Source organism: Nocardioides gilvus (assembly GCF_003194605.1).
Taxonomy (GTDB): Bacteria; Actinomycetota; Actinomycetes; order Propionibacteriales; family Nocardioidaceae; genus Nocardioides; species Nocardioides gilvus.
This window is the reverse complement of the sequence record NZ_QHKY01000005.1, coordinates 1-23066: the sequence shown is the minus strand read 5'-3', so window position 1 is coordinate 23066 and position 23066 is coordinate 1. Positions and strand designations below refer to the sequence as shown.

At 64.6% G+C, this 23066-nt stretch carries 21 protein-coding genes; 9 read left to right on the top strand and 12 right to left on the bottom strand.

What is annotated here, in order from left to right; all coding sequences use genetic code 11:
- Positions 1–8: 8 nt before the first annotated feature.
- The 7 genes from DNK52_RS14055 to DNK52_RS16380 are packed head-to-tail and all read right to left on the bottom strand — an operon-like array spanning position 9 to position 5885.
- A complete protein-coding gene (locus DNK52_RS14055) occupies positions 9–911 on the bottom strand; it encodes a type II secretion system F family protein (RefSeq protein WP_110241670.1) in 903 nt (300 codons plus the stop codon).
- Positions 908–1765, bottom strand: a complete 858-nt coding sequence (locus DNK52_RS14050) for a type II secretion system F family protein (protein ID WP_110241669.1) — start codon at positions 1763–1765, stop codon at positions 908–910. The genes DNK52_RS14055 and DNK52_RS14050 overlap by 4 nt, the downstream gene beginning before the upstream one ends.
- Entirely contained in the window at positions 1762–3234 is a 1473-nt protein-coding gene (locus DNK52_RS14045) for a TadA family conjugal transfer-associated ATPase (RefSeq protein WP_110241668.1), read from the bottom strand. The genes DNK52_RS14050 and DNK52_RS14045 overlap by 4 nt, the downstream gene beginning before the upstream one ends.
- A complete protein-coding gene (locus DNK52_RS14040; protein ID WP_239455644.1) occupies positions 3231–3953 on the bottom strand; it encodes a CpaE/TadZ family protein in 723 nt (240 codons plus the stop codon). Before DNK52_RS14040 ends, DNK52_RS14045 begins: the two co-directional genes overlap by 4 nt.
- A gap of 41 nt (positions 3954–3994) precedes the next feature.
- Positions 3995–4672 carry an SAF domain-containing protein gene (locus tag DNK52_RS14035; RefSeq protein WP_110241666.1) on the bottom strand — a complete coding sequence of 226 codons (678 nt, stop codon included), beginning with the start codon at positions 4670–4672 and terminating at the stop codon, positions 3995–3997.
- A 26-nt stretch (positions 4673–4698) separates the two neighbouring features.
- Positions 4699–5655, bottom strand: a complete 957-nt coding sequence (locus DNK52_RS14030) for a hypothetical protein (RefSeq protein ID WP_110241665.1) — start codon at positions 5653–5655, stop codon at positions 4699–4701.
- The gene (locus DNK52_RS16380) at positions 5640–5885 is read right to left on the bottom strand and encodes a hypothetical protein (RefSeq protein WP_239455642.1); all 246 of its coding nucleotides are present in this window, start codon (positions 5883–5885) and stop codon (positions 5640–5642) included. The genes DNK52_RS14030 and DNK52_RS16380 overlap by 16 nt, the downstream gene beginning before the upstream one ends.
- Positions 5886–5988: 103 nt before the next feature.
- Between DNK52_RS16380 and DNK52_RS16375 the strand changes: the two genes are divergently transcribed.
- From DNK52_RS16375 to DNK52_RS14015, 3 genes are all read left to right on the top strand, one after another.
- Complete coding sequence (locus tag DNK52_RS16375) at positions 5989–6309, top strand: hypothetical protein (protein ID WP_239455640.1); 321 nt, start codon at positions 5989–5991, stop codon at positions 6307–6309.
- A gap of 272 nt (positions 6310–6581) precedes the next feature.
- Entirely contained in the window at positions 6582–10142 is a 3561-nt protein-coding gene (gene mobF, locus DNK52_RS14020) for a MobF family relaxase (RefSeq protein ID WP_204163559.1), read from the top strand.
- 62 nt (positions 10143–10204) lie between these two features.
- Positions 10205–10564, top strand: coding sequence for a hypothetical protein (locus tag DNK52_RS14015; protein WP_110241663.1), 360 nt, complete (start codon positions 10205–10207; stop codon positions 10562–10564).
- A gap of 237 nt (positions 10565–10801) precedes the next feature.
- Here DNK52_RS14015 and DNK52_RS14010 read toward each other — a convergent pair whose 3' ends face one another.
- Complete coding sequence (locus tag DNK52_RS14010; RefSeq protein WP_110241662.1) at positions 10802–11653, bottom strand: NaeI family type II restriction endonuclease; 852 nt, start codon at positions 11651–11653, stop codon at positions 10802–10804.
- Between the two features lie 215 nt (positions 11654–11868).
- Between DNK52_RS14010 and DNK52_RS14005 the strand changes: the two genes are divergently transcribed.
- The gene (locus DNK52_RS14005; protein WP_110241661.1) at positions 11869–12894 is read left to right on the top strand and encodes a DNA cytosine methyltransferase; all 1026 of its coding nucleotides are present in this window, start codon (positions 11869–11871) and stop codon (positions 12892–12894) included.
- 13 nt (positions 12895–12907) lie between these two features.
- Here the strand turns inward: DNK52_RS14005 and DNK52_RS14000 are convergent, their stop codons facing one another.
- The gene (locus DNK52_RS14000; RefSeq protein ID WP_204163558.1) at positions 12908–13600 is read right to left on the bottom strand and encodes a hypothetical protein; all 693 of its coding nucleotides are present in this window, start codon (positions 13598–13600) and stop codon (positions 12908–12910) included.
- Positions 13601–13715: 115 nt separating this feature from the next.
- Between DNK52_RS14000 and DNK52_RS13995 the strand changes: the two genes are divergently transcribed.
- From DNK52_RS13995 to DNK52_RS13975, 5 genes are all read left to right on the top strand, one after another.
- The gene (locus DNK52_RS13995) at positions 13716–15122 is read left to right on the top strand and encodes a ParB N-terminal domain-containing protein (RefSeq protein ID WP_204163557.1); all 1407 of its coding nucleotides are present in this window, start codon (positions 13716–13718) and stop codon (positions 15120–15122) included.
- Positions 15123–15178: 56 nt separating this feature from the next.
- Entirely contained in the window at positions 15179–16948 is a 1770-nt protein-coding gene (locus tag DNK52_RS13990) for a DEAD/DEAH box helicase (RefSeq protein ID WP_204163556.1), read from the top strand.
- A complete protein-coding gene (locus DNK52_RS13985) occupies positions 16932–17765 on the top strand; it encodes a protein NO VEIN domain-containing protein (protein ID WP_162598788.1) in 834 nt (277 codons plus the stop codon). Before DNK52_RS13990 ends, DNK52_RS13985 begins: the two co-directional genes overlap by 17 nt.
- Positions 17766–17907: 142 nt before the next feature.
- Positions 17908–19851, top strand: coding sequence for an ATP-binding protein (locus DNK52_RS13980; protein ID WP_110241658.1), 1944 nt, complete (start codon positions 17908–17910; stop codon positions 19849–19851).
- Positions 19848–20993 (top strand): PP_RS20740 family protein, encoded by a 1146-nt coding sequence (locus DNK52_RS13975; RefSeq protein WP_162598787.1) that lies wholly within the window; start codon positions 19848–19850, stop codon positions 20991–20993. The genes DNK52_RS13980 and DNK52_RS13975 overlap by 4 nt, the downstream gene beginning before the upstream one ends.
- A 300-nt stretch (positions 20994–21293) precedes the next feature.
- On the opposite strand, the gene DNK52_RS13970 is transcribed toward DNK52_RS13975, so the two are convergent.
- From DNK52_RS13970 to DNK52_RS13960, 3 genes are all read right to left on the bottom strand, one after another.
- Positions 21294–21626, bottom strand: a complete 333-nt coding sequence (locus DNK52_RS13970) for a tyrosine-type recombinase/integrase (protein WP_110241656.1) — start codon at positions 21624–21626, stop codon at positions 21294–21296.
- Positions 21626–22093 carry a site-specific integrase gene (locus tag DNK52_RS13965; RefSeq protein WP_110241655.1) on the bottom strand — a complete coding sequence of 156 codons (468 nt, stop codon included), beginning with the start codon at positions 22091–22093 and terminating at the stop codon, positions 21626–21628. Before DNK52_RS13965 ends, DNK52_RS13970 begins: the two co-directional genes overlap by 1 nt.
- Before the next feature lie 277 nt (positions 22094–22370).
- Positions 22371–23066, bottom strand: a 696-nt coding sequence (locus DNK52_RS13960) for a fibronectin type III domain-containing protein (RefSeq protein WP_162598786.1), incomplete at its 5' end; no start/stop codon positions are given.

Here is a 23066-nt window from a genome sequence, read left to right as displayed (position 1 = left end):
CGTCGGGGTCACGAGCTTGTGAGCATGCGAAGCAATGAAGGTGCGACGAGAAGCGCCATGAAGATGACGCCGAGAAGCGAGCCGGGGATCGTCATCCGTTCGCCGATGGCGTTCGCTTGGGCGATCTCGTCGTTGAGCATGGCGGTCCGCATGGCGGCCGAGCGGGCGCGCAGGGTGGCGTACACGCTGGCTCCCTCCTCGCCGGACAGGCGCATGATGTCGGCGAAGTCATCGAGCTCGGGGAGTCCGAGTTCTGTAGCCAAGGTGTGCAGGGCGTCCCAGGGTGGAAGTCCGGACCACCGGGATCGGGTCAGTTCTTCCGACAGGCGGGTGAAGACCCACGAGTCGCCGACCTCTGCGGCGGCTTCCATCGCTTGCCGTACACCGATCCCGTTGTGGCGTTCGAGCGCCACGAGATCGATGTAGGCACCCAGGGCCCGGGCGAACTCGACCCGAGCCTTCCGCGCCTCGTCGTGGGCGTTGTAGTTCGGGATGAAGAACATGATCGCCGCAAGACCGATGGAGGCCAGCGCCGGAAGTGGGAGTGGGAGATCCAGGCCGAATTGGGTGAAGAGCGCAGTGAGCCCCGGTGGGATCAGAAGCCCGAGCCCAGCGAAGGTCAGTTTCTCGCCGTAGAACTGCGCGACCGAGATCCGCAGCAGGGCCAACTCGCGGACCGGTGTACGAACCCAGAGCCCGGGAGGAAGCACCCGCAGACCCCAAAGTCCGAGCCGTTCCTTGCGCGTACGCAGGGGCGCGACGCCGGCGCTCGTGCGTCGGCGTGGCGAGGAGACGCGGTCCAGAGCGTCGACGAGGTCCGGTTCAACGGGAAGCAGCCGTGCGACGGCCAACGTCAGACCCAGCCCGAGGAGGCCTCCGGCAAGCACGGCGAGTTGGAGTCCGCTGATCATTGCGCTGCCGCCGTATCGGACTGGGCTTCGAGGAAGCGCGGCAACGGTTTGCCGGTGGCCATCCGTCGCATCCAGATGAGGGTGGCGACGTACGCCGAGAGCAGGACCACGAGGATCACCTGGCCCACAGGGCTGCTGTACGGCTCGACGTAACTGCCCGACAGGGCAAGGACGACCAGGACGCTGGCACTGATCAGCGTCACCCACCGCGCGGTCGCACGCGGCTTGGCTCGGTCGGCCTCCACCTGACGTCTGGCCCGTACGTCGGTGGCGACGGACTCCGCCAGCCCTTCAAGGACGCTCGCAAGGCCCGCGCCGCGCCGCCGCGCACCCAAGATTAGGTTGGCGGCAATCAGGTCCCCAGTGGCGTCATCGAGCTCGTCGGCGAACGCACGCAGAGCCGTCTCGGTGTCCCAACGCGCCCGAAGTCGGGCCACGAGCCGACCGACCTCGGCTTTGATCGGTGCCGGCGTGGAGCGCAACGTCGCCACGAGCGCCTGCTCGAGACCAATGCCGACAGTGAGTACGCCCGCCAGCGAGCGCGTCCATTCCTCCATGGCTTCGAGCCGATGGATGTGGGTCGCCGCCGGGGGAGCAGCCAGCAGCGCCGGGAGTCCGAGGACCCCGGCCGGTGCGATGACGAACGCCAGGATCCAGCCGGTCAGTGCCCATCCGAGGAGTCCCAGCCCCAGACCGACCAACAGCAGCGTGCGGGTGCGCGAGGAGAGCGTCAGACGAGGCCGAGTGCTGGGCTTCTCACGCGGTGGCTGGGCCGTCGGACGCAAGCCGACGATGACACCGAAGACACCGACGGCAATCAGGCCGCCCGCGAGGCTGGCTGTCAGGAGGTTCATCGCTGCACCTCACCCAGTTGGGCCGACAGGTAGGCACCGAGGTCGAACCCGTGTCGGGTCAGTGTCCGGTACTCATCGGGCAATACGTCTGGAACCGCGACCCCCGAGGCATCCGCACGGAAGACGTGCGTGGTCGCATACCCCACCTCCCGTTCGCCGGGGGCCAGCGCGATGATCTCCGCGACCCGCCTGGTCCGCTGTGCGCTACCCGATCCGGTCGTGGTCACCATGCTCAACTGAACGATCAGGTCGACCGTTGCAGCCAGCTTGCTGGTGGCGAGCCCCTGGGTGACATGTGGCCCGGCCTCCATCGCGCAGGTGACGAGTTTGCGCACAGCAGCGACGCCATCGGCCGCATGCGTGGTCGAGATGGATCCGGTGCCGGACTCCATGGCCTTGATCATCGCCCAGATCTCCTTGCCGCGGACCTCGCCGACGATCTGGCGAGAGAGATTGAAGCGGAAGGAGTCAACGAGCGCCTCGTCGATGGTGAACTCGCCGGCCTGGCGGCCATCAAGACCACGTTCACCTGACCCCGGCCGCGCCTCCCAGGCATGGACGATCTTGTGCCGGTCGAGCTCATGCAAGTGGAGTTCGTACTCGGTCTCGAACGTGGCGATCGCTTCCCATTCGTCGATCTCGGCGCAGAGGGCCCGGACCAAGGTGGTCTTACCGGCCCCCTGGGCTCCGGAGACCACGATTGAGTGACGAGCCCGTACGGCTGCGCGCAGGAACGAGGCTGCTGTGGACGAGAGCATGTCTCGAGCGACGAGGTCGTCCAGGGTGACCTGCATGAGGCGGTGTCTGCGGATCACGACCGAGGGACGTGGCGTCACCCACGCCGCAGCAGCGAGGCGAGACCCCCCGTCCAACCGCAAGTGAAGCCGTGGCTGTGCCTCGGAGAAGGATCGGGCGTTGACTTCGCTGCGCGACGCGAGGAAGACCAAGAAGTCGATCAGCTCCTGATCGGAGTCAGCCACGGGCGGCCCGTCGACCAGGCGGCCATCGATCAGCTCCAAGAGGACTTTGTCGTGGCCCACGATGACGATGTTCTCGATGTCGTCATTGTCCACGAGGGGTTGAAGGCGTCCGAGTCGGAAGAGTGCGTCGAAGACGGCTTGTGCGGTCGCCAGTTGCAGAGCGGGACTCCAAGCGCCGTGACCGGAGTCGACGTCTTCGGTCATCGCCGCCTCGATGAGGTCCAGCACGATGGAGCGCCCGAGTTCCTGCTGGGCGGCCCGGTCGAGGTGGCCACGATCCGAGGCGACGAGTTGGCTCAGTTGCTCGGATGCTCGAGCACGCAAGGAGGAGACGAGCGCCCAGTCGACGTCGGTGGCAGTTATCGGGAGTGCGGCAACCGATGTTCCGAGGGTGGCCGTGGGTGACGACGCGCTGCGGGGAGGTTCGTTGAACAGGGGGAGGCGTGCCAGGTCTCCGTAGCCGTTCAGATCGCTCGACGCCTCGGTCATCGCGTTTCCCCCTTGGCCACGGTGAAACGCCCGCGGGCAACCTGTGCCTGGACTGCTTGCACTGCAGCCTTGAGCGCCCGGACATAGGAACCAGACTCAAACTGCTTGGGTGGAGTTCCCCCGCGGTGATAGACCGCAGCAGCAGCGGGTTCGTCGGGCAGGTCTGCCACGACGGGCATGCCGAGTGCCGCGGACACCTCGGAGGCCCGGTAGGGCTGGCCCGCGCCGATCAAGAGCAGTCCGGGGTGTCGCCAACCCGTCGCGGGTTCGCGAACTGATTCGGCCCACGACCGGGCCGCGGAGATGGACGGCAGATCCGTGCGAGTGGTCAGCAGCGTGACGTCCGCAGCGTCCAGCAACGGCTGCGGCGAACCGACGAGGCCGAGCCTGCCGGCATCGACAATGACGTCCTGCCCGCTCGCTTCCAGATCCTGCAGCGCCGTGGCGAGGGGTGCCCACACGTCACGCAGTGCCGTGGATTGGGTGTGCGTACGCGTGCCCGCAAGGAGCCCAACGCTGGGACTGAGCGGGCGTACGACGTCGCGCAGGGCATCTGCTGTGTCCAGCGGTGAGAGCGCCAGTTCGACGAGGCCGACGTCGTACGGCGTGGTGCCCTTTAAGAATCCTGCGAGGATCCCGGAACCGCCGGTCGGGTCGGCTTCGACGAGGAGCACAGGGCGTGGCCAACAGAAGGCCAGACCCACGGCCGTACTGGTCACCCCAGGAGATCCCGAGGCGGAGGTGAGACAGATGATGGCCATCACTCGGCTCCGGAGTCGAGGACCAGGGCGACGCTGCCCGTCGCGGCCCGCGCAGCGAGAACACCGGCGTCGGCGTAGGGCACCAAGACATTGACGACGGTGTTGCCGGTCGTCTGATCGATGGCAGTGCCGACCACTTCGGCGACGGTGAATTGAGGGGAGCTCGCGGCCGCCGTGCCTTCGTCTCCAGGTGTGGCGATGATCCGCACCTTGTCGCCGCCATACAGCGGCATCGCCGGCACCTGTGCGGGCGTCAGTGCGATTCCGACGATGGTTTGGCCCTGCGGGGGCAACGGTTCGTCACTGGTCGATTCGTCGGTGAGCAACCCGCCCTCAGAGATGTCGAGCGCGGCCCTCTGGCCGACGACGTCGTCGAAGGCCGACGCGGGGAGTGGGGTCAACAGGGGATCGCGACTGATCCAGATTCTCTGAAGGTCGCTGGCCTCGATGGTCTCGCCCTGATGGATCGTGTCGCGTGCCGCGAGGACTTCCTGGGTGTCGGTGGATGCGCCCCAGGCCCAGGCGCCGATCAGACAGCCGAGGGCGGTGACGATGACGGCAGCCACGACGAGCGCGGGGCGACGGCGGAGTTTGGGCGGCGCGATGAGGTCGGGAGCCGTTGCTGGCTGTGATGTGCGGGGACCGGGTGTTCGGTCCTCACGGGCAGTTGTTGACATGAGTCGTACCTCCCGCGCAGCTCGCTTCAGTTCACGAGTACCTGCGCCTCGCCTATCCGGATCTGCGTGGAGCGGACCAGTCCGTTGAGTCGGATCGTTCCGGTCTGGCCGGCGCCCGACCAGGTGATGACCCAGCTCGACGTAGCGGTGACCGTGTATGCGTCATCGGTCTCGTACGCGCTGGATCGAGTGTAGGTGTGGCCGCAATCGGGGGACTGCTTCAGCCCGTACGCCGCCTTGTACGGTGACCCGGCGGTGTCGCAGACGACATCGGTGCCGTCACCCATGTCCCACGTGACCTGCAGGACATTCGCTGTCGCAGTGATGGTGACCCCTCCAGCGGAGGCCGATTCGGTGAGGGGACCGAAGGTGTGCTCGTTGGGCGCTTTCGCCCACATCCAGACCGGCATGCCGACGAGGCCGACGCTGTCGGGACTTGGTTCGGGCGCGATACCGATGTTGATCGCCGACAGGTGCATGCGCTCGATGGCGATCAGCGCCACTTCGCGCGGTGTCGGACCTGCGCCCGAGTTCGGCGGCGGATCCTGAGCCCAGATGGTGATGAGCAGGTCAGTCTGCGGTTGATAGCAGGTGTAGACGCCCCCATCACCGGGTTCGTGTCCCTCCCATGCTGGGTCACCGGCAGGGGGCGGAGGGGCGAGGGGGCTGATGTAGCAGTGATAGCCGTTCGACCAGTAGCCCTCCGGCGCTGAACACGGCACGGGCCCTGGTGGTGGCTTGGGGATGCCTTGATCAGTGCCGTCCCAGAAGCAACCGGTGCCGGTGCCGGTGTCCTTGGGGCCGTCGTCATTCGGCTTGTTGGGCGTATCGGGAGGCCCGGGGGTCTCCACCCAGATCAGGCATTCGCCGGTTTCAGGATGCGTCTGCCCGCAGGTGGTGTCGGCGTACGCGACTGTCCGCGCGAAGGAGGAGACCACCGTGAGAAGACCGATCACCAGTACCCGGCTCAGGAGGCTGTGCATGGTTCTTCCTTGAGGTCCTGGCCTGTTGCTACCCGCCACCCGCCGTTCGGGTCGTCGGTGTAGTCGTAGTTAGCCACGCTGTAGCGCGTCCACCCGGTGTCCGGACGACCGGGTGAGACGACCGATGCGCCATCGCGGTCGATGACGTCGACATCGCTGACATCCCAACAGACGTCGATGACCACCGTCGGCACCTTGCCCGCCGCCGGATCGGAGTTGTCGAGGTTCACCGACTGCACCGTGAGCTCTTTGATCACGGTGGACCCGGTCTGACGTCGCCCCCGGTCACGCTGGCCTCGGTGGAGTGTTTCAAGGGCTTGGAGTTGCGTACTCGTGGCCACAGTCTCCAGCCGCTTGAGCGGGGACTTCGGGTTCTGGCCCACCTGGCTGACCACTGCGAAGTACGACCGCATCGCTTTGGTCGCGTCGGCGCTCGCAACGTCCGAGGGCGAGGTCGGAGACGGCGACGACGTCGGGGAGGGGGCCTCGCTGGTTGCGCTGGGTGTGGGTGTGGCGCTCGGCGGGTTGCTGCTGCCGTCACTGCAGCCGGCTACTGCGGCCAACACGAGTGCGCCAGTCGCCCATGAGATGAGCCCGAGTCGAATCTTCATGGTGTGTTGTCCTGCTTCCTCTGCCGTGTGGCCTGAGGTGTGACGACTTCCCGCAGGTTGTGCCCGCATCGTCTGCTCCTCACTGTAGGGACGCTGTCTTCGTAGGGGAACCCTCGTTTCTCAGCGACCCCGATCTCCAGACAGGTACGCCAGCCGTCCCAGCTGTCAGCCCAGCCCGCCATGCGTGTCCACCGCCTTCGTCGTCGTCAGGTTCCTCCTCGGGCGATCACACCTCTTCTCGCCTTCACACGCATTGCAAGTCGAGGGGGCCTGTGGATAAGTGCGCGCACCTGAGGCTGTGGAAGGAAACTGGCCGTGACTGTCTCGATGCGCCGGATGTCAGCGGGCACCGGATACCGCTATCTGCTGCGTAGCGTGGCGGCGGGAGACGGCAACCGCGCCCTGTCGACACCGCTCACCCGGTACTACTCCGAGACAGGTACGCCACCCGGCCGCTGGATGGGGTCGGGGCTGTCCGCGTTGGGCGGAGGCCACCTCCGTGTCGGGATGCAGGTGAGTGAGGCCCAACTGGCGTTGCTGATTGGGATGGGGCGCGATCCGGTGTCAGGGGACCAGCTCGGGCTCGCCTACCCGACCTACAAGAAGCTGGCCGTACGAGTCGGCGAGCGCGTTGCGGCACTGGACCCTGGTCTGGACGATGAGGAGTGCGCCGCAGAGGTCACTCGGATCGAAGCAGAAGAGACCTCTGCCGGGATGCGGCATGCCGTCGCTGGGTTTGACCTGACGTTCAGTGTGCCGAAGTCGGTCTCGGTGCTGTGGGGCGTGGCCGATGCCGCCACCCAGGAACGCATCGTCCACGCACACCATGAAGCAGTCGCCGACGTGCTCGCCTTCTTCGAGCGTGAGGTGGCCGCCACCCGGACCGGGCTCGCCGACAGCGACGGAGCCATCGCCCAGGTCGGAGTCGCCGGCGTTGCCGCGGTGGCGTACGACCACTACGACTCCCGCGCCGGTGACCCCCAACTCCACACGCATCTAGTGGTGTCGAACAAGGTCCTCACGCTGCGCGACGGACGGTGGCGCAGCCTCGACGGTCGACCGGTGTACGCCTCGGTCACGGGTCTCTCGGCGCACTACAACGCGCTGCTCGCGGACCGGCTCGCCCGAGATATCGGGGTGGAGTGGGAACTACGTCAGCGTGGGGCCGACCGCAATCCTCAGTGGGAGATAGTCGGCGTCAGCGACGACCTGATCACCGAGTTCTCGGGGCGCACCCGCGAGATCGAGAAGAAGAAGGACGAGCTGATCGCGGCGTACGTCGCGGGCCACGGACGTATGCCGTCGGCGAAGAAGATCGTCGAACTGCGCGCTCAAGCCACCCTGGCCACCCGCCCTCCGAAGGAGACGCGGTCGCTCGCGGACCTGACAGGGGAGTGGCGAGAACGTGCCGAGGGCAGGACCGGACGTGACGCGACCGCGTGGGCGGCGACGTTGCTCGGCGGCGGATCATCGCTTCTGACTGCTGAGGATGTCCCTCTCGTCGCTGTGGAGGCTATCGCCCGCGACGTGGTGACCGTCGTGAGTGAGAAGCGTGCCGCATGGAGTCACTGGAACCTGATGGCGGAGGCGTCGAAGCAGACGATGGATCTGCGCTTCACCACCGCACAGGAACGCGAGGCAGTGGTCGCGATGATCGTCGACGCGGCCCAGACCGGCTCGGTGGCGTTGACGCCTCCCGAGCTCGCGATCAGTCCGGTGCGGTTGCAGCGCGACGACGGGACGAGCGTCTTCCGGCCACGCCACTCGGTGAAGTACTCGTCCACCGCTGTGATTGAGGCCGAGGCACGTCTCCTGGACCGAGCCGAAGCTGCGGGCGGGCCAGTCGTTCGTCCATCCGTGGTGGCCCGGGTGCTCACGAAGCAGCAGCGCGAACTCAGCCCCGAACAGCGTGCGGCCGTCGTGAGCATCACCTCCTCGGGACGGTCCGTCGACCTGCTCGTGGGGCCTGCTGGCTCGGGCAAGACCACCACCATGGGAGCCCTGCGATCCGCGTGGATTGTCGAGCATGGGCGGGGGAGCGTGGTGGGTTTGGCGCCATCGGCGGCGGCAGCCCAAGCACTGTCCGATGACCTCGGCATCGCGTGCGACAACACGGCGAAGTGGCTCCACGAGTACGACCGTGGCCGCACGGAGCTTCGTTCTGGTCAGCTGGTGATCATCGACGAAGCCACGCTCGCAGGGACGGCAGCGCTCGACCGGATCACCGCCATCGCCGTAGCGGCGAGCGCCAAGGTGCTGCTGGTCGGCGACCCACACCAGTTGCAGTCGGTCGAAGCCGGTGGCGTCTTCGCTCTCCTGGTCGACCGGCGTACGGACGCCCCCGAACTCCAGGCTCTCCATCGCTTCCGCCACGAGTGGGAGAAGGCAGCGACCCTCTCCCTCCGGGAAGGAAACGTCGAGGTGATCTCCGCCTATGCCCAACAGGGTCGAATCCGAGAGGGCCTCACTGACGAGATGCTCGACGCCGCGTACGAGGCCTGGCGCAAGGACACCGAGGCGGGGTTGGCCAGCGTCCTCGTCACGGAGTCTGCGCACGCTGTCCGTGCGCTCAACGAGCGGGCGCGGGCTGAGCGCATTTTGCACGACGGGGTAGTGGACCCGCGGGAGGTGGACCTGTTAGACGGGAGCCGTGCCTCGGTCGGTGACATCGTCATCACCCGCCGCAATGACCGCACCCTCCGGACAAGGCCGGGCGGTTGGGTTAAGAACGGCGACCGGTGGCGCGTCACGGACATCCATCGTGACGGCTCCGCGGTAGTGACACGACTCGATGCGCGAGGTGCCCACGCGGTCTTGCCCACCGAGTACGTCGGCCAGCACCTCGACCTCGGGTACGCGGTGACCGCCCACCGTGCACAAGGCATCACCGTCGACACGTCCCACGTCGTCGTCACACCGAGCACGACACGGGAGAACCTGTACGTGTCGATGACGCGTGGCCGAGAGTCGAACATCGCGTACGTCGCCCTTGACCAACCTGACGACAGCCACACCACGCCCGAGCCCGATGACGTCAGCGCGAGGACGGTGTTGTTCGGCGTCCTCCAGCACAGCGGCGCGAGCCTGTCGGCGCACCAGACGATCGAGGTCGAGTACGAGATCCATGGGGGTATCGACCGGATTGCCGCGGAACTCGAGACGATCGCGGCCGAGGCGCAGCACGATCGCTTCGTCGAGCTGTTGAGCCGATCCGGGCTGACGACAGACCAGCACGCCATGGTGCTGGAATCCTCGGCGTTCGGACCGCTTACCGCGGCGCTCCGCCGAGCCGAGGCCTACCACCATGACCTGGAGCGCCTCGTCCCGCGCGTGGTTGGCCAACACGATTTGGGCGACGCCGATGACATCGCAGCTGTGCTCCGATACCGAGTCGAGAAGGTTGCCTCCGCGACACCGAGGGGATGCCGACTGCGTCCGAGGCTGATCGCAGGGCTGGTCCCTGAGCCGTTGGGGGAGATGAGCGCGGAGAATCATCGGGCAGTGGACGAACGCAAGGCGTTGATCGAGTCGCGTGCGCGGGGGCTCGTGGACCGGGGAATCGCGAGCGGCGAACCCTGGATGCGAAGGCTGGGGGAGCAGCCAGCGAATCCGGTCGACCGAGGCCTCTGGTTGCTCGCTGCTTCATCGGTTGCTGCCTACCGCGACCGCTACAAGTTGACGTGCGATCTTCCACTCGGCGGGGGAGCGGCCAACGACGCCCAGCGTGCAGACCTGCGCCGAGCACGGGTTGCGCTGACGGAGGCGGTCGCATTGACGCGCGATAGTAGGCACGAACAGCTCGCAGCCCCTGAAGTTCGAGCCGTATCCGGTCCACAGGCCGGATCTCTCGGTAGTTTTCCACAGGAAGGGTGGTGAGGCCCGACCCAAGGACTATCTACCGCGTAGGAAGGGGACTGTCATCTCCGAAAGGCGCTTCCATGATCATCCTGCTCGCTCTGCCGATTCTGACGATCGTTGCCTTCTTGCATCGCTACGTGAAGTTCTACGCCCCGTCGAACCTTCTGATTCGAAGAATTCGGGGATCAAGCCCGCGGCTGCGTACCGTTGCAATGCTGGCCGCCCTGTCGGCGATCCTTCTGCTGGCGATGAAGCTCGTATCGAAGGCGGTGGAGGCGGGCGCCCCTGGTTGGCTGAATCTCGTCGTACTACTCCTCGCCTGGGACACCATCAAAATTGCGTTGCTCGCCCTTTCTTGCGCTGTCCGCGGCATCGCTCGGAGGATCGTGGGTTCTTATGAAAGCCTCACGCGCCCTGGAACGAGCAGTGTCGGCGCGTGATGCTGCAGTCGCGATTCATCGTCCGGCTGAGCCTTGGAGAGGCGTTGGGGCCTTCACGGCACAGATCGTTCAGCACGCCAGATCATCAGCGCTCTCGCGTGGCAACGCCCCGGAGCGGATATGAGGTTAGCTGTGACGCTTGACAACCCGTGTGGGCTCCAACCCGCTTATGAGGCGGACAGCGGCCCCACCTGCGGCCGCCTTGACGGAAGGGAGATGGCCCGGATGAACCCTCCGTCACTCCTGGATACGGAGAGGAGGGACCTCGATGTTCGCCTGTACGAACAGGTCGCGAGGGACTGCTACCCAGTCCTCCGGACCCAACTCATGGCCGAAGGCGCGAGCAGCCTGGCGCTCATCCACCCACTTGCCCACGAGAACGATCACGTCGTGGTCGTGGCGCAATGCCGTCTTCGCCTCGCGCAGCCGTTTCATCGGATCGTGAAGCCCAGCCCCCACAGTCACCAAAGACGATCGAGGGATGACAACACCAGGAAGGTACGTAAAGAGGGCTGTCGCGCGCTTACGCAGGCCGTCAGTTCCGAATACGACCTCCACCTGGTTCTGGGTGAGCAACGCGAGCGGCTGAGGCGGCAGGTCGGTCCATGGTACGAGCTCAAGGGCAAAGGCCCGGAACGCATCAACCAACGGCGAGCGCTTCAGGTCCTGATTGCCCTTTCCGCCGCTCAACCAAACGCGGTGGGTGCGCATCAACCACGCCGCGAACCTGTAGGTCTTTGGGTCGATCCTGATCAGGATTGTTACTTGGCATTGGCCTTCGCGCGGGATCATCCACGGAGCTGTCGCGTCTCGGACAGTGCCCTTGATCTCCACGGCAATCCCGACAATCTCGGTGTCGAGAGGCGGCACCTTCTTGAGTCCGAGCTGCTCGATGACGTGGTATTGGAGCTTGGTCCCGACCGAGGACCGCTCGTCGGAATCGACCTTCGGGCCCAGCAAGTCGAAGCGCCAGGTGCGCGCCCCGTCGAGGACGTACTTCACGGCGTCATCGACTGCCGTGCGGAGGAGGTCCGTCAGTGGCTGCGCCATCAGCCACGCGTGGACGGCTTGAAGCTCGGAATCCCGCACCGGATCAACAATGACGTGCGGCGGGGGATGAACACTCTTGCGTGCATCGGGTCGACAGGTCGCGCCCGGTGGCACGACGGCTGGTCTCGGTGGCACATGCAGACGCTAGCCCAAGTGCTCACGGAAGGGTGCTTCGCACCAGGAATCGTGATCGAACATGTGTTCGACGGCGTGGCAGGGCCTCAAACATGCTTCGTCCCTCGTAGGCTTGGCGCATGACCAGCCGTTCCCTGACCTCGATCGAGATCTGTGCCGGTGCTGGCGGTCAGGCGCTCGGTCTCGAGCAGGCCGGCTACGAGCACAAACTCCTAGTCGAGTATTGGCAGCCCGCGTGCGAGATCCTGCGGGCCAACCAGCCTGAATGGCGAGTCGAGCAGAAGGACGTTCGCGAAGTCGATTTCTCCGAGTTCGGCGGCGCTGACATTGATCTAGTTGCTGGCGGTGTGCCCTGCACCCCCGCTTCCAAAGCAGGTAGGCAGCTCGGCGCCTCTGACAGCCGAAATCTGTGGCCAGACGCTCTCCGCATGGTCGAAGAGGTTCGGCCTCGTGCAGCCATGTTCGAGAACGTTCGTGGACTCATGGACGTAAAGTTCGCGGGCTGGCGACAAGAGACGATCGAGCGCCTCGAGGCGCTCGGGTACGAGGACCCGATCTGGGAGATGGTCTATGCGGCGGACTTTGGTGTGCCGCAGCTGCGGCCGCGCTCGGTACTCGTCGCCTTCCGGGATGCTGACGACCGTGAACGTTTCAGGTGGCCAGAGCCGGTGACTCCCGTCGAAGCGCGCGTCACCGTTGGCGAGGCTCTCAAGGACTTGGTTTCGGCGAATGGCTGGCGCGGGGCGGGACGCTGGGCCTCGGAGGTGGCGACCGCGGTGGGTCCAACCTTGGTGGGTGGTTCGGAGAGGCACGGCGGGGCGGACCTTGGCCCAACGCGAGCGCGTGCTCAATGGCTCCGGCTCGGTGTCAACGGAGTGAGTCTTGCCGACCACGGTGTTGCCCCAGCCGCTGACTGGCCGGACGACATGCCCTTCAAGCTCAATGTCCGGATGGCTGCACGAATCCAGGGCTTCCCCGATACTTGGAAGATCGACGAGGTGCTGCGGAAAACGAATGCGTACAAGACGATGGGCAACGCGTTCCCGCCGCCTGTTGCCCGAGCGATGGGTCTCGCCATCCGCGATGCCCTGGAGCCCAACTGGGCACTGCGGGACGATCTCTGGGTGAAGGAGGATGCGGTCTGAACGGCCGCGTCAGCTACTGCGGCTTTCGGAGCCGTGTTGCGACCTGCGTGCGTTCGTCAGGAGCTACGCGGAGGTAGGAAGCCCAAGCTCGGTCGAGTTCTGTCGCACCTCTACGCCCGCGCTCCATCCATCGCAGCAGCCTGCGCAACTCGGCGGAGCTGAGGTCAGCCGCGGCAGTCACGGCTTCTGCGATAGTGAGGGGTGGCGGTGTTTCGCCGGCCCGGCACCGCTTGCACTCGGTCATGAGAACTCGCTTCACCGAGCCGTCGTCAGTTGCCACCGTCCGCTGTGATATTGCGAGGACCGCGGTGATGACCGCATCGTCGGGGTAGGGCTCTCCTCCGGCTATCCCGCACAGGGTGCACATATACCCGTCGCGCGCAAGAACTGCCTGGCGCTCCTTCGCGCTGATGGTCTTCTCCGGCGCGTTCTCACGTCGCTCCCGCGGATCCCAGACGGGGACCCCTGCTTTGACGAAACGTTGATCCTCGCGCAGTAGGGATGCGTCCTCCAAGCTCGAGTAGACAACCCAGCCGTAGTCGCGCAGATCCCGAATCCTCCGATCCGCTTGGGAAATTCCGGGGAAAGCATCGCGGAGCTCGTTCTTCGTGAACGTGTTGCCCTGCCCGACAACCTGCAAGAGCCACAGCGCTCCTCGGACCATCGTCCCGCCGGCCCCCGGGTCATCCCACGCTGGCTGCTCCACTGGCGACTCCTCCCGTACTGCGGCCATCCTACTGATCGACTGCGAAGTGTCGGCGCCCTTTGCGAAGATGGCTCAGTACGAGTTTTGCCAGGGAAATAACTCACAAGGAGTGCAAGTGTCCGACTTCGGAATCCCTCCCAAGGGGGAGGAGATCCAGGCCGTCATCAACCAGCGTCTGAGGCAGACGATGACGGAGGACGGCGCGAAGGTCACCATCGATTGGCGAGGTGAGCCCCGGCACCTATACGTGATCTCGATGCCGGTCGACATGCTCTACTTCAACCCCGACACGCACCGGATCCGTGCGCAGCGGACGCTTGATCCTGAGCGGAACAAGGCGATCGACGAGGACCCCTGGGGTCAGGCAGCGCAGGAGTATCTGCACGACCTGCTCCGGCAGCGGCCGTCGAACCCGGACCAGACAGACCCGGACTACACGGCACTGATGGACGAGCTCGACGACGTCGGCCAGCGCGAGCCCGGCATCGTCAGCCCGCACGGCATTCTCGTCGACGGGAACACCCGCGCGGCGGCGCTCATGGACCTTGGCGTGCAGAACATTCGGGTTGGGGTCCTCCCCGAAGACACCACGCGCAAGGACATCAACAGCGTCGAGCTGTCGCTGCAGTTGCGCAAGGATCGTCGTCGCGACTACTCGTACATCAACCGGCTGATCGCGATCGACGAGGAGCTAGGTCGAGGGCGCTCCGAGGGGGATGTCGCGAAGGACTTCAACATAAAGCTCCAGACGCTCCAGCGCGACCGTTGGGTCTACAAACTCATCCTCGATGCGATCGAGCGCAGCAAGACCGACGTCGGCGCATCCCTCCGGCTTGTCGACTTCGAACAGCATCAGGAGAAGCTCCGCGAGCTTCACCGCGACTACACCAAGCTCGCCACGACCGACTCGGATGCGGCGAAGCGGCTGATGCACTCACGGCTGGCGCTGGTACTCCTCGATTATCCGAAGACAACCCTGCGCCTGGCTGAGTCCGACTTCCACACGCGGTATCTCGAGACCCGGCTGCCTGAAGAGCTCAAGCCGAAGCTCACTGCGGCACCACCCGTCACGGTTCCGGGCATTCCTGGAGTGATGCTGCCCAGCCCGAGTAGCGATGCAGCGGCAACCGAAGCGCTGACCAATCAACTGCTTCGGGCGAAAGCGGTGTCGATCGACGGCGCCAATTCGACCCCGGAGCAGGTCGCGCAGGCCACTGCCACGATGAAGCAGGCCCGCGAAACCTTCGACGTCGCTGTGAAGCTTGCAGGACAGAACGCCGAGCTGAAGAAGAGGCAGACGGCTGTTCCGGAGCGTCTGACGGACGCCGCTGACTACGTGGTTCAGTGCGCGAACGAGTTCGCTGAGGCGCGGGCCAAACGCGCTTTAGACGAGGAGGCGTTCGATGACGCGCTCATCGTGTTGCGCGACAGTCTGGAGAGCCTCGGCCGACAAGCCGGACGGGCCTTTCCAACGCCTGGCGACGGTGTGGCCTGGCTCCTCGACGCCGTCCGGTCCCGATGACGGAGGGTGCTCCCAGCCTCACTATCGGCCTCTCGGCGGAAGTCGCCCGCGCGCGGATGGTCGCCAAGGCCGGGCTTGAGGCTGATCTCCGTCGCCTCGCGGTTGGGTTCCAGACGAGCACCCAGCGAACGCCGGGGAGCATCGAGGTCGATCTCGACGACTTGCTGACGCATCTTGAGGTTCTCAGCAGTTGGCCCCACACTGGGGCCGGCGATGTCGTGTGGGAGCCACACCTTCAGTCCCTTGTCGTCGACGCGCTGCAGGACGCGCGAACAGTCTCAGCACGGCTCGATGCACCCGCTGGGACGGCTGAGGTCGACCCCGAGACCGTGCTCGGAATGCTGGGGTCGGAGTGGGATGGCGATCTCACCTCGTTCCAGAAAAGGGACATCGCAAAGCTTCTCTCGCTGCGACACGGCGCGAACTTTTCCGTCCCCGGAGCAGGGAAGACCCGTGTTGGGCTCGCCGTCTTCCATGCGCTCCGTCGCCAAGAGGGCATCGAGCGGCTACTCATCGTCGGACCCAAGTCCTGCTATGACGCGTGGAAGTACGAGAACACGAAGTGTCTCCGGCGCCCGCTGATCATGGATGTTGTCGACGGAGTGCCATCAGGCACGTCCGACGCCATCATCGTGAACTACGAGCGGCTCGCCAATATGGTCACCTCGCTGGGCCGGTGGCTCACTGAGAAGCCATCGATGATCATCCTTGATGAGGCTCATCGGATGAAGCTGGGAGCCAGCGGAACCTACGGGGCAGCCTGTTTGGCGCTCGGGCCGCGCAGTCGGAGACGTCTCATCCTGACCGGAACCCCTGCGCCGAACGGCGTGCGGGACCTTGAAAATCTCTTCGGATTCGTCTGGCCAGGCACTGGACGCCAGAGCGTCTTGCGTGCAGTTAACGGCGGCGACCTGGCGGCGGCCAGCAAGGCCTTGAGGCCGCTGTTCACCAGGACGACAAAGGGCGAGCTGGATCTCCCGCCGGTGGACACCCGACTGCGTGTCGTGCCGCTGCCGCCCCTGCATGCCGAGATCTACGAAGCACTCGTGGGCCAGTTCTCGGCACGCGCAGCAGGCTCAGAAGGAGACTTCCAGGCACTCGGCCGGATCATCGTCTACATGCTGATGGCTGCGACCAGCCCCGCATTGTTAGCCGTTGGTACAACGCAGTACGAACCGCTTGCTTACCAGGTGCCACCACTACCGGTGCCACAGCGCTCCTCGCTGTACGAACTGATGCAGGACCTGCCTGCCTACGAGATGTCGCCGAAATATCAAGAAACCCTTGCGATCGTCAGAGAGAACGCGGCCCAAGGGCGCAAGACGCTCGTGTGGTCCACCTTCATCCGTAGCCTCAACACCCTTGAACGGGTGCTCGCACCCTTTGGGACCGCCATGGTTCATGGAGGAACGCCGGATCGTGACGACCAGATCCGGCGCTTCCGCACGGACCCCAAGTGCATGGTTCTGTTGTCGAACCCGGCAACGCTGGGGGAGGGGATCAGCCTGCACCACGAGTGCCATGACGCCGTCTACGTGGACCGTGACTTCGCTGCTGGCCGCTTCCTGCAGAGCCTGGACCGGATCCACCGGCTCGGGCTGAAGAAGGATGTCAAGACTCGCGTGACGGTTCTCGCGTCGGAGGGCACGATTGATGAAGTCGTTGCGTCACGCCTTGCCGAAAAACTCAGGTTCATGGGCGGGATCCTCGACGATCCCGCTGTCCAGCAGCTCGCTGACCTTGAGGAAGAACCAACGGTAGGAGGCGGTATCGACCAGGGCGATCTCGCAGCGCTGATGAGGCATCTGCGTGCGCCTTCCACCTGAGCCCGTCTTGCTCGCCGCCAAACGCTGGCTCGAAATCCTTCCGACGAGCGGCGGGGTGCCGCGTGCCCAGGCTCTGTTGACTACACATGCCCGTTACAGCGACCTGAGCCCCACCCAATACGCAACGGCGCTTACGTGGCTTCGCGACCTAGACTTGCTCGAACCCATCGGCTCACAGGTGCCAGCCGCGAATCAAGTCCTGGGTGTCATATTCGAGAAGGCAGCACCACCGTGGGTTCAGGATGCCGATGATCTTGTTCGTTCACCTGAAGAACTGCCAACGGACATCACCGCAGTTGGCGAGGCGCTCGGACTGCCTCCGGCTGCGGTCTACGAGCAACTCATCTCCAGCTGGGGCAAGGTCGACACAGCGGCACGAGAGCGAGTTGGTGCGGCAGGGGAGGAGGCGCTCGTCGGCCTACTTCGCGAGAAGTCCGATGCTCGAGTCGAGCATGTGTCGACCTGGTCTGATGGTTTCGGCTATGACGTCGCATATTCAACGGAGACGGTCTCTGGTCACCTGGAGGTCAAGAGCACCACGCGCCTCGGAAGATTCACCGCGTACCTGTCGCGGAATGAGTACGATGTCATGCTTCGCGACCCCGAATGGGTGCTCGTCACCGTCCGGCTGACCGCGGAGCTAAATCTCGCTGGCGTGGGATCTGTTCCGAGTGATTGGCTGGCAGCCAACGCGCCGCGGGACGTCGGCGCGGCGGGGACTTGGGCTGCCGTGAAGCTCAACATTCCTGCCGAGGCTATCGTGAACGGGATTCCTCACCTCGGCCAGCAACTTGCGGCGACTCTGCCGAGGTGGTGAGCGCGCTGACACGGGCAGAACCGGGCGCTTTGGCGCCGCAACTCTTCCACTGCTGCGTCGTTATCACACCGCGTCCCCGCTTGTGCAATAGGCTCCGAGCGTGACAGTGAATCCAGACACAGAGCCTCGAGATGTCTCGGCGATGAGCGAGGAAGAAGTACTTGGACTGTTTGATAGTGCGTCCACGTCTTCCCCGCTCGCTACGGTGTTGAAGACCGATGAGCGTGTCTTGGCGCGGGTCACTGATGGCATCTACCGGCACCCGGCGTCGGCCCTGCGTGAACTGATTGCTAACGCCTACGACGCGGACGCGACACGAGTAACGATCAGAACAGATCGGCCGCGGTTCGAGCGGATCACCGTCGACGACGACGGCATCGGCATGTCGCAGGAAACGCTACTCCACCTCCTATACCACATTGGCGGGAGCGCAAAGCGCACCCAACTTGGAACGCGGCTAGGCATGACTAGCCCGGGGAACGCGCGGCTGAGTCCCGGCGGTCGGCCTCTGATCGGCAAAATCGGGATCGGTATTTTCAGCGTCGCTCAACTTACCCAATCGTTCCAGATTGTCACGAAGCAACGCGGCGACTCGCATTGGAACGTCGCAAGCGTGGTGCTGAAGCAATACTCCGATTCGAGTCCGGTCGAGGGCACGAACGGTGACAGTGAAGAAGACGACTTAGACGGTTCCGACGCCACGGAATACGAAGCCGGTAAGGTTCTGGTGTGGCGTCAGGAAGCCGCCGATATCGAAGTGCAGGGGACATCAATCATTCTGACGTCCATGCGCCCACAGACTAGGGAAACGCTGCGAAGCCAGGACGTCTGGGAAGCGGTCGAAAACTCCGAGACTGACACTGGTCGCAAGTTGCAGCCGCCCAAGTATCACATCGGCGCGATGCAATCCGGCAGCGAGTCACTGCTGCAACGTGTCGGCGACAATGCGACGAGCGCCCTGCCGTGGCACCGGTCAGACGCACAAAGTGAAGCGTTCGAGCGCTTGGTCAGCTCTGTCTGGAACGCCATCTACGAAGGAGAGCCGAATCCCCGACTGGATCGACTCTTTGACTACTACCTGGAGATGGCTTGGCATCTGGCGCTGGCTGTCCCGCTTCCGTACGTCAAGAAGCATCCCTTCGAGCTGGATGCAACCGACAACACCATCTTCTACCGTCTGACCAACAGCGGGCGTCAGGCAGAGAGGCTCGATGTCCCTGCAGCTTCGAGCGTGCGAGAGGTTGCTGAACTCGGCGATGCAGTCGCTGATGTTGCGGGATTCCAGGTCTTCCTAGATGACCTGGAGTTGAAGCGGCCGCTGAACATGACTGACCTTCCCCCAACTCAGAACAGCCTCCGGCAGCCAATCCTGTTCGCGGGCTCGTTTCGAGAAGAGTTCGATGGTATCGATCCTGAACTGAGTGGCGGTCCACTCGCTTTCCAGAGCTACTTCATGTGGGCACCCAAGATCGCGCCCGTTGAGTCGCAGGGTGTGCTCATCCGAGTGAATGAGGCCAGTGGCACCTCCTTTGATCCGGACTTCCTGCTCTACCCAGTCACCGAACGTCAGCGGATGGCGCAGATCACCTGCGAGATCTTCATTACTGAAGGCTTCGATGGTGCGCTCAATATTGACCGGGAGTCGTTCAACTTCGCCCACCCGCACGTGGTCGCGTTGACGCGTTGGGTACATCGGTCGCTGCGAACTGTGATCGCTGAACAGAAGCGATTGGGCAAAGCTGCGCGAACCAGAAAGCGCGCGGCTGACATGAGCGCACAAGCTGAGCGTGCTCAGGACATCATCGACGAGCTGTGGCTACGAGTGCGTGGCGAGGACGCGGGAGCGCCCGAGGTCACTTTTTCGTCGACGGGGCGCGCTGAAGCAGAAGGGATACGGCTTGACCCCGACAAGGTCTTGGGCGACTTCTCGGGAGCCAACTGGATCGAGCGTCGGATTGCAGAGCAGTTGAAGATCGGGTCGATTGCGCGGCTCCTCGACGCGTACGAGTTGCTCGACGACTTGAAGCAGGAGGATCGCGACGAGCTACTGGCCTCGGTCCGGCGACTGTTGCAGGTGTTCGAATGAGCGATATTGATGGCATCTTCGCTGTTCCAAGCTACTCACATCAGCGTCCTCCTAGTGTTCCGGCGTTCCAGCCGTGGCACCGCCCGCGGAAGCAGTACGTGCGATCGCAGCAGTGGCTCAGCGAGTACCAGTGGCTGGGCGACCAGCGACCCGAGGGCGCCACGCTCAGATATTTGGGGCTGCCTGGCGCGGACATGCTCGACCTTCGCTACCTGACGGCTCACCCGGATGCGCGTCGAAGCAACCAGTTTCTTTGGTTTCTGGGCTTTGATCGATCTGCCAAGCCGGGCACGCGGGATAATGCGCGCCTCAACATCTCCGAGCGAGAACTACGTGACTTGCCCATGGTCGACGGTAGATCGAAGGTCCTTTCGGACGATTTCAAGCTCCTGGCCGACACGGACTCTGTCGCATGGCAGGCCGCTGACGACTTCGAATGCTTCGACCTGATCAACCTCGACCTGTGCGGCTCGCTTATGCATGAGGAGCCTGACCTCACACTCAGTAACTACGACGCCATCCTTACTCTCATGGGCCTTCAGCGGTTCCAGCGACGCCCATGGTCACTTCTGTTGACGACACGCATCGGGCACGACAAGGTTCACCCCGGGGTTCGTTCAAAGCTGTGGGGACTATTCGCCGAGAATATGGGCGACTGTCCTCCGTTTGCCCAGGCAGTTGAGGAGCAGTTCAAGTTCGCGCCAGCAAGTGAGGCGGATCTCGATGGATGTAGCCAGCGCGATTTCTTCCACGTTCTAGTTACTTCTCTGTCGAAGTGGCTTCTTCGGTATGCCCTCGACATGCATGCCCGGATGGAGCTGACCAGCGTCGCCGCGTATCAGGTTTATGGCGGGTCGACAGACATCGACATGGCTTCGCTGGTCTTTCGATTTATCCCCGAGGTGGGCATGCCGATGGGGGATCCGGCTGCCCTGGCCAGCCATGTTCCGACTGCGATCAACGAGTGCGAGCTGGCCGCACCACTTCCGAGTCTCGTAGCTGACGTGGTCGATATCGACGCACTGCTCAGCGCAGATGCGAATGCGCTGGCAAGCTTCACGTCCAGCAGTGCCGATCTTCTCGAACTTGCCCACTACGAACGTGCGGACTACCTCACCTGGGTAGCCAGCGACCGAGCGTAGGACCCGACGTCAGCAGGTCTCGGGACAGCGAGATCCGGCGTCAGGGGAATTTAGACCAAGGTAAGCGCTTTGCACGGAACTCAGCCGCGTGATGAGTGGGTTGTGTCTATGGAAGACGCCGTGGCCGTCGGACCTACCAGCGCGAGATCGCTGAGCTTCGTGATGTCTCTCTGATCGTGCGACACTCCGCCACCGCGGACGCAAGGGAGAGCAGCTCTACGGATCCAGGAGACCTGCTCCGTTCCGGCGTCGAGAGACTCGCCGACAATAGGTGGGCGGTCCCTTCCCGTGGAAGCATGATTAGGCCCCTGCTGGCTTCCAGCCACGTGCTTCCGCGCGCTTGCGGGCGAGCTCGGCAAGACGCTCCGAAGCGGCCTGTTGATAGCGCATGGCCGCCTGACTGGTCGAGTGCCCGCCGAGAGCCATGAGCTCGGCGAGCGTAGCGCCGTGACGGGCAGCTTCGGTGAGGGCCCCATGCCGGAGATCGTGGAAACGGAGATCTTCACGGTCGGCCAGACGACGAGCTTCATACCAGCCCCAGCCGGTGGTGTCGGGCTTGCCGCGGCGCTTCTTGGAAACCTTGCCGTAGAAGGCGCTGGGGGAGAGGTGGCCACCGCCGGCGCCGGGGAACATCAGCCCTTGGGGTCCCGGGGCCGCGTGTTCCTTCGGTGTTCGATCACGGCCTCGAGGATGTCGGGTGGGATGGGCACGTCGCGGATCCCGGCTTCGCTCTTGGGTGCCTTGGCGACGACGCCGGCTGACTTCGAGCGGACGACACTACGGCGTACGTGGATGACGGCGTTCTTCGTGTCGACGTCCATGCGGCGGAGTTCGCCGAGTTCGCCGAAGCGGAGGGCGCAACTGTCCGCCAGGATCACCATGAGGCGGTGCTTGTCGGGCATGTTCTGGACGATCGTGACGATCTCCTCGACGGTCGCTGGCCTGATCTTGCGCTTGCCGCCTGAGGACCCTCCACCTGAGATCCCGCAGGGGTTGTAGGGGATGAGGGGAGTGCCGTTGTTCTTGGTGGGGTCGGCTGCGGTGCGCATGATCGCGCGCAACAGTGAGTACGCGTGCGCTTGGTAGGTCGGCCTGTCCACGGTGTCGTACCACTGTGCAACCGACTCGGGGGAGATGTGCTTCAGTTCGACCTCCGCGAACCTCGGCAGGAGTCGGTTGAGGCGGGCGGCGTCTTTGCGCTCCTGGTCGACCGGCGTACGGACGCCCCCGAACTCCAGGATCTCGATGGGCCAGACCGCGGCGGCACGGAACTTTGGGGTAGGCCACCGTCACGAGGGACCTCCCCCAGCGCAACCATTTGGCTAGGCCGCTCGGTCGTCCCCAATCCGTGCAGCAGTCCCTTTGTGCAGCAAACCCCTATCGCTTTATGCGAACCTTGACGACTTCGCTGGGCAGGCTGTTGCCAGCTGCGTTCACGGCCACGACCCGGAACGTGTATGTGCCTGGCTTGAGTTTCGTGAAGACGACGGAGCGCCTTGTAGCCGTGGCTGTTTTGCTTCGCGCCTTGTTGCTGGTCACCACGTACCGCGTGACGGGTGCCCCGTTCGGGGAGGCGGCCCGCCAGCGGATCGTGACTTTCCGCTCGGCTTTGGAGAGCTTGAGGGTGGGCTTCGACACGCGGGTGGGGCGACCGGCAGGCGTGACGGCGTTGCTGAGGGCACTGCGGTCACTTGCTTCGGTCCCGCTGCTCGCGATCACGGCGAACTGGTAGGGGCTGCCGTTCACCAAACCTGCAATGCGGGCTGAGGTCGTGGTCCCGCTCACGGTCACGGACTTCCCGCCAGGAGTCGCAATCACGGTGTAATTGGTGATCGGGTCGCTTGACGACGGTTGGCGCCAGGTGACCGTCGCCGCTTTGTCGGCGCGGGTAGCGGTCACCGACGTCGGCGCCGGAGGACGCGTGTGAAAGGGGACGGTGATGGCGTCGCTGGCGGGTGAGGGGGCGGAGTTGCCGACAGCGTTGGTCGCGATGAGGGTGAACGAGTAGGCCTTGCCGCGGTCCAGGTCGGGGAACTCGACGCTGGTGGCGTCGCCGGCCACGGTCTTTACCCC